Source organism: Frankia sp. CeCAU1, assembly GCF_977971845.1.
Map to the genome: position 1 here is coordinate 3,735 of NZ_CDWWXA010000094.1, position 11,658 is coordinate 15,392.

Annotated in this window: 9 protein-coding genes; 1 reads left to right on the forward strand and 8 read right to left on the reverse strand. The window is 69.8% G+C overall.

What is annotated here, in order from left to right; genetic code table 11:
• Positions 1–243 precede the first annotated feature (243 nt).
• From rodA to AC08OO_RS16035, 7 genes are all read right to left on the reverse strand, one after another.
• Positions 244–1,479, reverse strand: coding sequence for a rod shape-determining protein RodA (gene rodA, locus AC08OO_RS16005; RefSeq protein WP_476610850.1), 1,236 nt, complete (start codon positions 1,477–1,479; stop codon positions 244–246).
• Positions 1,480–1,575: 96 nt separating this feature from the next.
• Positions 1,576–3,765 (reverse strand): penicillin-binding protein 2, encoded by a 2,190-nt coding sequence (gene mrdA, locus AC08OO_RS16010; RefSeq protein WP_476610849.1) that lies wholly within the window; start codon positions 3,763–3,765, stop codon positions 1,576–1,578.
• Positions 3,762–4,304 carry a rod shape-determining protein MreD gene (gene mreD / locus AC08OO_RS16015; RefSeq protein ID WP_011435657.1) on the reverse strand — a complete coding sequence of 181 codons (543 nt, stop codon included), beginning with the start codon at positions 4,302–4,304 and terminating at the stop codon, positions 3,762–3,764. Before mreD ends, mrdA begins: the two co-directional genes overlap by 4 nt.
• Before the next feature lie 5 nt (positions 4,305–4,309).
• Positions 4,310–5,275, reverse strand: coding sequence for a rod shape-determining protein MreC (gene mreC, locus AC08OO_RS16020; RefSeq protein WP_476606687.1), 966 nt, complete (start codon positions 5,273–5,275; stop codon positions 4,310–4,312).
• Between the two features lie 138 nt (positions 5,276–5,413).
• Positions 5,414–6,445, reverse strand: coding sequence for a rod shape-determining protein (locus AC08OO_RS16025; RefSeq protein WP_011435655.1), 1,032 nt, complete (start codon positions 6,443–6,445; stop codon positions 5,414–5,416).
• Between the two features lie 441 nt (positions 6,446–6,886).
• Entirely contained in the window at positions 6,887–7,300 is a 414-nt protein-coding gene (ndk, locus tag AC08OO_RS16030) for a nucleoside-diphosphate kinase (protein WP_011435654.1), read from the reverse strand.
• 172 nt (positions 7,301–7,472) lie between these two features.
• Positions 7,473–8,957 (reverse strand): folylpolyglutamate synthase/dihydrofolate synthase family protein, encoded by a 1,485-nt coding sequence (locus tag AC08OO_RS16035; protein ID WP_476610848.1) that lies wholly within the window; start codon positions 8,955–8,957, stop codon positions 7,473–7,475.
• Between the two features lie 177 nt (positions 8,958–9,134).
• Between AC08OO_RS16035 and AC08OO_RS16040 the strand changes: the two genes are divergently transcribed.
• Positions 9,135–10,454 (forward strand): bifunctional folylpolyglutamate synthase/dihydrofolate synthase, encoded by a 1,320-nt coding sequence (locus AC08OO_RS16040; RefSeq protein ID WP_476610847.1) that lies wholly within the window; start codon positions 9,135–9,137, stop codon positions 10,452–10,454.
• Positions 10,455–10,520: 66 nt separating this feature from the next.
• Here AC08OO_RS16040 and clpX read toward each other — a convergent pair.
• Positions 10,521–11,658, reverse strand: a 1,138-nt coding sequence (gene clpX, locus AC08OO_RS16045) for an ATP-dependent Clp protease ATP-binding subunit ClpX (protein WP_476618703.1), incomplete at its 5' end; no start/stop codon positions are given.

The window sequence follows — 11,658 nt, forward strand, 5'->3', positions numbered from 1 at the left end:
CTCGTAGGCGTCCGGATACATCAGGCACCAGCGGACGGCCGCGGAGTCCCAGGGTTTGACCGTGGAGTTGCCTTCGCCTCCGACGTACTGCACGGGCCTTCGCACCCGCGGGAGCAGCGGCTCCAGGCGAGCGAACAGCGACTGTCCGGACATGCATGCGAGCCTACGGCACGCGCCAGGTCCACCTCGACGCTCGGCCGACCCGGGAAGCGCCGCCGACCCGGGAAGCGCCGCCGAGCGAGCTCAGGAGGCATACGGGTCCGATCGGGATCGCAGCCGCACGTTCTGCAGGAGTCCGACAGCAATCATGTTCGCGAACATCGACGAACCGCCGTAGGAGAGAAAAGGCAACGGCAGGCCGGTGACCGGCATGATGCCCAGGCACATGCCGATGTTGACGAACGCCTGGAAGGTGAACCAGGAGACGACCCCGGTGGCGACGAGCGCGCCGAAGGAGTCCTGCGAACCGAAGCCGATCGACAGGGCCCGCCACAGAACCACGCCGAGCAACACGATGATTCCGCCAGCCCCGAGATATCCCAGCTCCTCCCCCGCGACACTGAACACGAAGTCCGTCTGCTGTTCCGGGACGAACTGGCCCTGGGTCTGCTGGCCGTGCAGCAGGCCCCGTCCGGAGATTCCGCCGTTGGCGATCGCGATCATCGCCTGGTCGACGTTGTAGCCCGTGCCGGACGATGCCTTGTTCTCGGAGACGAACGAGGTCAGCCGGGCCTCCTGGTACGGCTTCAGGAGATGGAACTGGAGGATCGCGCCGCCGAACAGCACACCGCAGAGGATCAGCCCCAGCACCCATCGGCGCGGCGCGCCGCTGACCGCCAGCATGCCGAGGGTGGTGAAGACCAGAACCATGACGGTACCGAAGTCCGGCTGCAACATGATCAAGCCAATCGGGACCACGGCGAGCCCGAGCACGAGCAGCACGTCACCGTGGCCAGGAGCGCCGCGCCGGACTCCCGTGTGCCGGTCCTCGTGTTTCTCACCGAGGATCATCGCCGCGCCGACCACGAGCGCCATCTTGGCGAACTCGGACGGCTGCAGCTGGAAGCCGGCAGGCAGCACAATCCACGAGTGCGCGCCGTTGATCGTCGAACCGAACAGGAGTACCGCGACGAGCCCGACGAGCGAGCCGAGATAGACGAAGGGCGCGTAGGCCCGCACCGCCCGGTAGTCGATGACGGTCGCAACCGCGCCGAGCACCAGCCCGATGGCCAGGTTCAGTAGGTGCCGATCGAGGAAGGTGTTGGGATCACTGCCCGCCTCGCTGAGCCGCTGGCGGGTCGCCGACCAGACCAGCAGAGCACCGAGAACAGACAACGCGATGACGCAGAGCTGCAGCGGCCAGTCGAGCCGGCGCAGCGGCGAGTGGGGTCCGGAAGCCCTCTCCCGCAGGTGCCCGATCCGCCCCCGGATGGGCACCGGAGACGATCGAAGTGCGGTGGGTCCCGCTTCGTCTACCACTGCGCCTCCCGCCACCGCCGTCACGCCGACACGACATTCACGTCCTGGGGCTCCCACCCCATCCCGAGGCGCCGTCCTCACGGCACGAGGTGGCCGTCAGGGCGGCGCCCGGCCCGTCGCCGTCGCGCCCGCGCCGCTGGTGCCGGGCAGGGGGGCGGCCGGGCCCGGCGCCGATCCGGCCGGCGAGGCCGGCGTCGCGGGGGCGGGCTGCGGTGACGCCGCCGCGATCGTCCCGTCCCGGTTGAGCTTCGGCAGCCCGGCAGGCGGTTTCCCACCCGGCATCGCCGCCGGCCGGCCGACACCGTAGATTGCCTGGTAGATCTGTTTGGCCACCGGAGCCGCGAACTCCGCGCCGGTCCCGGAGTCCGGGATGGTGACCACGACGGCGAACTGGGGGTCGTTCGCCGGCGCGAAGGAGGCAAACCAGGAGGTGTCCCCTTTACCCTCAACCTCGGCGGTCCCGGTCTTCGCCGCGATCGGGACGACGTCGCTCGGCCAGTCCGCGAAGACTCCGGTGGCGGTGCCCCCGCCCTCCGTCGTCACCCCGCGCAGGCTGTCCCGGATGTAGGCGAGGTTCTCCGGTGAGACCGGCAGCGTCCCGGCCCGGCGCGGCGCGAAGGTCCTGACGACCTTGCCGTCCGGGGACACGGTGGCCTTGGCGAGGGTGGGCTTGTACAGGGTGCCGCCATTGGCGATGGCCGCGTAGGCGACGGCGAGCTGCAGCGGGCTCAGCGACAGGTACTGGCCCTGGCCGATCGCGAACTGGGTGGCGGCACCGGCGTTGTACAGGTAGCCGTCAACGCACGCCTCGGCGGCGTACTTGCGGTACCGCTCGGCCTTGGCCGGGTCGGGTTCCTCCGGGTAGCCGTTCTTGGCCCGCCGGCAGTAGGAGTCCTTGAGCTCCGCCCAGATCGCCTTGGCGCCGGCGCGGTCGACGACGGAGCCCCGCGTCTCGCCGGGCAGATCCAGCCCGGTGGTCCGGCCGAAGCCCATCGCCTGGGCCATCTTGACGAAGTATTCTTTCGGGGGGGAGTAGGGCCCACGGCCGTTACGCAGCCCGCCGTCCGCGAGCCAGGCGTCGTAGGCGAACTTGTCGAAGATGACGTCACAGGAAATGACCAGCGCCTGGTGCAGGGTGATCGGACCGGCCGACTCGCCGTCGAAATTGTGGAAGACCTGGTCACCGATCTGCAGGCTGGGCGCGCAGTCGTAGCGGTCGTTTCCCTTGGCGCCCAGGTTCTGCATCGCGACGGCGGTGGAGATGGCCTTGAAGGTGGAGCCGGCCGGCCCCGACCCCTGGTAGGCCCGCGAGAGCAGCGGGATGCCGTTCGCGGGATCGGACAGCGCCCGGTAATCGCTCTCCGAGACCCCACCGCTAAAGACCGACGGGTCGTAGGACGGCAGGCTCGCCATCGCGATCACCCCGCCGGTGCGCACGTCCAGCACAACCGCGGAGGCGGTGCGCGGGCCACCCCCGAGCTTCTTGATTGTTTCCGTCAGCGCCTGCTCGACCGCCTGCTGCACGTCGAGGTCGAGGTTGAGCACCAGGTGGTCACCGCTGAGCGGCGCGATGGTCGACGCGGTACCGGCCACCCGGCCGAACCGGTCCACCTCCAGGCGTTCCACCCCGTCGGTGCCGCGCAGCTCGTCGTCATAGGTGCTCTCCAGACCGGCGACGCCGATCAGGCTGTTGAGGTGGTAGCCCTTCTCATCCCCCTGCTTGTCGAGCTGGTCCTGACTGACCGGCGCGAGATAGCCCAGCTCGTGCGCGGCCAGCGCGCCATGCGGGTACTCACGGACGGCCTGCAGGTCGGCGGAGACACCGGGGAAGCGGTCGGGATGTTCGATGACGGCGAGGGCCTGCCGCGGACTGACGTCCTTGGCGACCGGTACCGGCTGGTAGGGCGATCCGTTCCAGCAGGGCGGCTTCACCTGGGCGCTACAGAACCGGATCCGCCGGGCGAGCTCGTCCGCGGGGGTGCCGATCACCGCGGCGAGGCGGGCGAGGACGGCCCTGCCCTGGTCGGCCTGCCGATCCGTGGTCGACCGGTTCACCGAGATGACCAGCGACGTACGGTTTCGGACGAGGGCCTGCCCCTTGTCGTCAAGGATCATCCCCCGGGTCGCGGGCGTCACCACCTCGCGGACCCGGTTGGTCTCGGCAACCCGGCGGTAACGGTCACCGTCCAGGATCTGGAGCACCCACAGCCGCGCGCCGAGTGTGATGAGCAGGGAGACGACCAGCACGCGCAGCAGCAGGACACGGACCCGCATCCGGTCGTTCACCGCGGCTCCCGCCGTCGACCGCCGGCCAGCCGCCGGGAGCCCGCGAGCAGCAACGGGAACAGGAACGGGGTGAGCAGGAGGGCGTAGACGCCGGCTACCAACGCCCGCAGCACAGCCTGACCTCCCGTCAACGCCGCCTCACCGAGGATCGAGGTGGTGGCGGCGTATCCGAGAGTGCCCAGCACACTCGCCCCACCGATCGCCGCCAGGGGAACCACCACCGACCGCTCCGCCGCATCCATCGCCAGTCCGACAGCGTAACCGATCAAACACAAAACGAGAGCAGTCTGACCGAGGACATGGCTGGAGGACAGATCGGCCAGCAATCCCGCCACGAAGCCGGCGACCGCGCCGAGCAGTGGCCCCTCGATCAGCGCGATCGCTGCCAACAGAACGAGCATGAGGTCAAGCCGGCCACCGGGCAGACCCAGCCGGGCGATCACGGAGACCTGGAGGATCAGGGCGACGGTCAGGAGCACGACCGCGGCCACGACGGCGCGCCCGCGCAGGGTCTCCTCAGGGCCGGCGATGCCCCACATCACGCTCAACCCGCTCCGCCCCCGACGCCGGATGCCGCCCCGGCCAATGATCCCCCCACCGGCGACCCAGCGGTGGGTGACAGCAGGGCCGGTGGAACGGACGCGGCAGGCTCGGTCGGCACCGGCCTGGGCTTCAGCACCCGGTCGCCGGGGTCGGCCGGTGGCTTGCCGACCACCACCCCGACCAGGTCCAGGGTACCGACCGACGCGTACGGTTTGACCTCGGCGGTCCGCGACAGACCATCGACGTCGGTGACCTTGGTGACCACACCGATCGGGACGCCGGCGACGTAGTCGAGACTGCCGAAGGTGACCATCCGATCACCCTTCTGCACCCGATATGAGGCGTCGTACAGCGTGAAGGTCAACGTGCCCGGTCCCTGCCCACCGGTCACGGCACCGAGCAGCTGGGTGCGTTCGAGCCGTGCTCCGATGTGACTACCCGGGTCGCAGGCCAGCCGGACGATTGCGGTGTGCTCGGTCACGCCGGACACCGTGCCGACCAGCCCGTCGGCATTGAGCACGGTCTTGTCGACCACGATGCCGTCGGCCCTGCCGGCGTTGATGGTGACGGTCCAGTCCGTCCCCGTAACGTCACCGACCGCAATCACCTTCGCCGGCACGATGGTGTACTGGCCCTTGTCCGCCAACAACCGGAGGTCGGCGAGTTCGGTCGACATCCGGCCGATCTCGGTGTCGTCGGCGATCTGGCGGCGCAGGCGGGCGTTCTCCTCCGCGAGTCGATCCGCCCGGTCGTGATAGCGGTTCGGATGCGTCAGGGAGGAGGCGGTCCGGCCAATCGGGCGGGTGACCGTCGTGACGCCGTTCTCGACCCCCCCGAAGATCGAGTGCAGAACCCCACGTGCTCCAGTGGCCGATCTTCCGGTCCGGTAGTCCAAGGTGATCAGGGTGAAGGCGATGATGAGCAGGGCGACGATCACCAGGCGGGATCGCCTCGTGCCACGGCCCACAACACCCTCCGAACACACTCTTATGCGATCCGGTGCCGCGTGGCGACGGCCACGCGGCACCAGGCACCGCTCCGGCTATATCCAATGGGAAGGGATCGGTCCAATGGGAAGGGATCGGCAAAGGCCCTGCGCAAGCGCCTAGCGCCGCGGCTCGGAGATCAGTACCTGCTGTAGGGCCTCGAACTCCTCCACGCACTTACCCGACCCCATTGCAACCGAATGCAGCGGATTCTCCGCGATGTGGATCGGCATGCCGGTCTCCTGCCGCAGCCGCTCGTCGAGACCGCGCAGCAGCGCCCCGCCGCCGGTGAGGACGATGCCGCGGTCCATGATGTCGCCGGAGAGCTCCGGCGGGCAGCGGTCGAGGGTTACCTTCACCGCGTCGATGACCGCGTTGACCGGATCCTCGATCGCCTTGCGGATCTCCTCCGCGGTCACCACGATCGTCTTCGGCAGTCCGGTGATCAGATCACGCCCACGGATCTCGGCGCTGGGCTCGTCGGGAACCTTGTGCGCCGACCCGATCGCCATCTTGATCTCCTCGGCGGTGCGTTCGCCGAGCATCAGCGAGTACTCCTTCTTGACGTAGGAGATGATCGCGACGTCGAGTTCGTCCCCGGCGGTACGGATCGACTGGCTGGTGACAATGCCGCCCAGTGAGATCACGGCGACCTCGGTGGTGCCCCCGCCGATGTCCACGACCATGTTGCCGGTCGGCTCGTGCACCGGCAGACCAGCGCCGATCGCCGCGGCCATCGGCTCCTCAATGATGTAGACCTTGCGGGCGCCGGCCTGATAGCCGGCGTCCTTCACGGCCCGCTGTTCCACGCCCGTGATGCCGGAGGGCACGCATACGACCAGCCTGGGCTTGGCGAAATGGCGCCGCCGGTGCACCTTCTGGATGAAGTAGCGCAGCATCCGCTCGGTCGTCTCGAAGTCGGCGATGACGCCGTCCTTCAGCGGCCGCACGGCCACCACGTTGCCGGGCGTCCGGCCGATCATCCGCTTGGCGTCGGTTCCGACGGCGAGGATGCCCGAGGTGGTGGTATTGATCGCGACCACGCTCGGTTCGTTGAGGACGATCCCGCGGCCACGCACGTACACCAGCGTGTTGGCGGTACCGAGGTCGACGGCCATGTCACGACCGAGGAACGACAGCGAACTGGACATCGTCGGGTACCGACCTTCCCGGGGGATGCGGTCCTGGCCGCCTCCGGCGCGACCGACAGGCACGGCCTACCGAGGAGCCGGAGAAGCGCGTGGAACACGTACAGAGTTCGTAGATCGGACAGGACGACCCGGGCGCCCACCGGGAATTCGACCACGGCCACCGACCACGACCCTGTCGGTTACCGCGACCCACCGGACACGCTCCGGGCAAGTACTTGAAGGGTAGACCGACACCGGGCCCCTCGCCGCCCCGGTCGGTGATGGGCCGGTTTCGTGTCACCCTTGGGCCGGAACCCCCCTGCGCACACCCATGAGTCACGAGGGCGACACGCCCACGGTCCAGGCCAGGCCAGGAGAGGCCACCCGAAATCCGACCGGAGGCGTCTCGATGCGTCTCGATGCGTCTCGGGAACGCCCCGGTCGGTGTGAACGGCTACGCGGTCAGCTCAGGCCCGGGAAGAAGAGATCGATCTCCCGCTTGGCGGACTCCGGCGAGTCCGAGCCGTGCACGAGGTTCTGGCCGATCTCCAGCGCGTAGTCCCCACGCAGCGAGCCGGGCGCGGCCTTGACCGGATCGGTTGCGCCGATCAGCCCACGCGACGCCTCCACCGCACGCGGCCCCTCGGCCACGAGGGCCACCAGCGGCCCGGAGGTGATGAAGTCGACCAGTTCACCGAAGAACGGCTTGCTGGCGTGCTCGCCGTAGTGCGTCTCGGCGACGGACCGCTCCAACGTGCGCAGTTCGAGCGCCACCAGAGTGAGCCCCTTGCGCTCGAGCCGGCCGACGACCTCACCGACGAGGCCACGGCTGACGCCATCGGGCTTGACCAGGATGAGGGTGCGCTCGACGGACACGGTACTCCTTCTCGATCATCGACTTCGTCGTCCTCGACGAGGGACCCGAGGATCCCTCGCCAACCTACAGGGTGCCCACGTCCGCACCGTGACGGGACCGCGGCGTCCCGGGAACGCCCCGCAACCGCACCAGGAACGCGTCGGGAACATGTCGGAAAAACCCAGGAGGACGTCACGGACGCAGCAACGCCCGGGCCCGACCCACGACGGAGGCCGAACCGGTAACCACCACGCCGGCGCCACCCAGATCGGTGTCCTCCTCGGCGAGGCGCACCCCGGCGTCGAGCGCGTCGTCCAACCGGGGTACGACCTCCACCCGGTCGGAGCCGAAGACACCCACGGCGACTGCGGCGAGACCGTCGACCGGCAGCGCTCCGGGCCCGGCACCGGCGGTGACCACCACCGTGTTCAGGACCGGCTCCAGGACGGCCAGGAGCTCCGCCGCATCCCGCTCGGCGGCACCGTCCCGAGCGGCGGCACCGTCCCGCTCGGCGGCACCGTCCCGCTCGGCGGCACCGTCCCGCTCGGCGGCACCGTCCCGCTCGGCGGCACCGTCCCGAGCGGCGGCACTCTCGGCCTCGCGCTCGATGGCGATGACCCCGACAAGGACGTCGAAGGTGAACGCCTCGTCGAGCGCCGCGGCCAGCGCGCCCGCCGCCACAGGCGAGCCGGCCACGTCAAGAATGATCGTCGGGGACCGGCGGACGACCTCCAGCCGGCCCCGGGAGTCCACCTCGGCAAAACCGGCGCGGACCGCATCGACGTCGAGTTGGTTGCGCCCGCCGCCGAGGAACGCCTCGACCGCGGCCAGCGCGACCGCCGCGTTATGGGCCTGATGCGCGCCGTGCAGCGGCAGGAAGATCTCCTCGTAGGTGCCGCCCAGCCCCTTCAGCATGATCATCTGCCCCCCGACGGCCACCTGCCTGCCGAGTACACCGAACTCCAGCCCCTCCCGGGCGACCATCGCCCCGGTCTCGGCGGCGCGCCGCAGCAGCGCCTGCGCGGCGGGCAGGACCTGCTGGGCCAGCACGACCAGGGTGCCGGCGCGGATGACTCCCGCTGTCCGCGCGGTGATCCGGTCCAGGAGCGCCGCCGGCTCCCACTCGCCCACCGCCACGGGGGTGACGACCGACACCGGCGCGTCGAGCAGTGCGCTCAGCTCGCCGGCGTCGTCCCAGCCGGACTCGATCACGGCGAGGTCGGCGGGGGCGTCGGCGAAGGCGGCGAAGGCCACGGCGGCAAGCAGCTCGAAGGCACTCAGCCGGCCGTCATCCTCGATCAGCGGCAGGTACGGCGCGATATCGGCGTAGGCGCGGCCGAGGACGCCGGGATCGATCGTGGCGTCGGCCAACCCCACCCGCTGCTCGGCCCCGAGCCAGCCCGGCGAACTCAACGATCCCGCGCGGATGCCGAACGAGTGCAGCAGGGCGGTGATCGCGGACACCGTGGAGCTCTTCCCCACCGAACCGGTCACCACGATGCTCGGAAGGGCCCGCTGCGGCTGGCCGAGCAGATCCAGCAGACGGCGCAGCCGGTCGAAGCCCGGGCGGGCGCGGATGTCGCGGCGCTGGGAGTACTCGGCCGCGAACGCGCGTGGACCCTCCCGCTCGTGATCAGGAGCATGGGTGGTTCCGGCGGTCCCGGCAGCGCCTGTCACATCCCCGATGGTACGGCCCGATGGGACGGGTCCACCGGGTTCACTCCCGCCTACGCAGGTGCCCACGCCTGTACCCGCGCTCCCCCGCAAAGGACGCGTCCGGCGCACCTGTCCGCGGACTACTGTCGACCCCAGGTCGAAGGAGGGCGAAACCAGCCGGTGAAGTGGAACCAACCTGTGAAGTGGACGTACGAGTCGGCGTGGGCCGCCCTGAACAACACGGTGGATCTCGAGAAGCAGACGATGCCGGCAGGTCGGCCGGTGCCGAGCCTTGCCCGGATGCGGGAGCTGGCGGGCCGGCTCGGGGATCCGCACCGGGCGGTTCCGCTGATCCACCTGACCGGCACGAACGGCAAGACCTCGACGGCGCGGATCATCTCGGCGCTGCTGGACGCGGCGGGGCTGCGGGTGGGGCTGTACACCAGTCCGCATCTGGAGCAGGTGAACGAGCGTCTGGTCGTCGACGGCCGACCGATCGGCGACGAGGAGTTCGGACGCTGCGTGGGCACCGTCCTGGACGCGGCCGCCCCGATGAGTGGACGGCCCACCTTCTTCGAGCTGCTGACGGCCACCGCCTTCCGATGGTTCGCCGACCTGGCCGTCGACGTCGCCGTGGTCGAAGTGGGCCTGCTCGGTCGCTGGGACGCCACGAACATCGCCGATGGGCGAGTCGCGGTCGTCACCAGTATCGGCGCGGATCATCTGGACTACGCCGGGAGTATGGCGGGCGTGGCCCGCGAGAAGGCCGGGATCGTCAAGCCCGGCAGTCACCTGGTGCTCGGCGAGGTGGACCCCCGCTTCGACGACATCTTCACCCGGACCCCGGCCACGGACGTCCTGCGGCTGGGTCGGGACTTCGCCGCGGTCGCCGGCCACCCGGACGCGGCGGGTCGACGGGGCGGTTTCCGCACCCCGCAGGCGCGCTACGACGACGTGCGGCTGTCCCTGCACGGTGCCTATCAGGATGCCAACGCGGCGTGCGCCCTGGCCGCCGTGGAGACCTTCGTCGGTCATTCCCTCCCCGACGTCGTGGTCCGGGCCGGTCTCGGGGGCGTCCGGGCGCCGGGACGCCTGGAAATCGTGCGCGCACAGCCGCTGTGCGTGCTTGACGGGGCGCACAACCCGGCAGCAGGCGCGGCGCTCGCCCGGTCCCTGCGTGAGGAGTTCCCCGGGCGAGAGTGGACCGTCGTCTACGGGGCGCTGCGCGGTCACGACTACGAGGGGACTCTCGCGGAACTGCGCCACCAACCGATCAGCTCGCTAATCGCCTGCGAACCGGCGTCACCGCGGGCCATCCGCGCCGAGCACCTGGTCTCCGCGGCGCGGGCGCGGGCGATGCCGGCCCACGCCGCATCCGACGTCGGCTGCGCCGTCCGCCACGCCCTGCGGGACGCGGCGGGGCCGGGTGGGGCGATCCTGGTGACCGGGTCCTTCTACCATCTGGCTGAGGCCCGCCGGACCCTGACCGCGCTGGACCCGACGCACGGAATGCACTGAGTGACCCGACGCGCGGGCCGCGCCGAGTCGCACGGGACACGCCGAGTGGGCGCCGGGTAGGCGCCGTCAGGCCGACTTCTCCTGGCGGGGAGCCCGCTTGGACACGACGTCGCGCGGGACCAGCGTCGGATTGACGTGCTCCAGCACGACCTCGCGGGTGACGACGACCCGGGCCACATCCTTGCGGCTCGGGATGTCGTACATCACCGAGAGCAGGACCTCTTCCATGATCGCCCGCAGCCCACGGGCACCGGTCCCACGCAGGATCGCCTGGTCCGCGATGGCCTCGAGCGCGTCCGAGGTGAAGTCGAGGTCGACGCTGTCCAGCTCGAACAGCCGCTTGTACTGGCGGACGAGGGCGTTCTTCGGCTCGGTGAGGATGCGGATCAGCGCCTCACGATCCAGGTTGGACACGCTGGTGATCACCGGGAGCCGGCCGATGAACTCCGGAATCATGCCGTACTTCAGCAGGTCCTCGGGCATGATGTCGCCGAAGACGTCGGATCCGTCCGGGTCGTCCTTGCCGTGCAGTACGGCGCGGAACCCCAGCGACTTCTTGCCGATCCTCGACTCGATGATCCGGTCGAGCCCGGCGAACGCCCCGCCCACGATGAACAGCACGTTCGTCGTGTCGATCTGGATGAACTCCTGATGCGGATGCTTGCGCCCGCCCTGTGGCGGCACGCTGGCCGTGGTGCCTTCGAGGATCTTCAACAGGGCCTGTTGCACGCCCTCACCGGACACATCCCGCGTGATGCTCGGGTTCTCCGACTTCCGGGCGATCTTGTCGACCTCGTCGATGTAGATAATCCCGGTCTCGGCCTTTTTGACGTCATAGTCGGCGGCCTGAATGAGTTTGAGCAGAATGTTCTCGACGTCCTCCCCGACGTAGCCCGCCTCGGTCAGCGCGGTGGCGTCGGCGATGGCAAACGGGACGTTGAGCATTCGCGCGAGAGTCTGGGCGAGCAGCGTCTTGCCGCAGCCCGTCGGCCCGAGCAGCAGGATGTTGCTCTTCGCGAGCTCGACCTCGCCCTTGCTCCCGTCACCGCTGGATCCGCCCGCCTGGACCCGCTTGTAGTGGTTGTAGACCGCGACGGAGAGGGTCTTCTTCGCCGTCTCCTGCCCCACCACGTAACTGTCGAGGAACTCGTAGATCTCGCGCGGCTTGGGCAGTTCGTCCCATTTGAGCTCGGAGGATTCGGAC

Excerpts from the sequence above, each read along its gene's own strand:
- mreD (WP_011435657.1), bottom strand. The coding sequence starts at position 4,304 with ATGTGGGGCATCGCCGGCCCTGAGGAGACCCTGCGCGGGCGCGCCGTC.
- AC08OO_RS16025 (WP_011435655.1), bottom strand. The coding sequence starts at position 6,445 with ATGTCCAGTTCGCTGTCGTTCCTCGGTCGTGACATGGCCGTCGACCTC.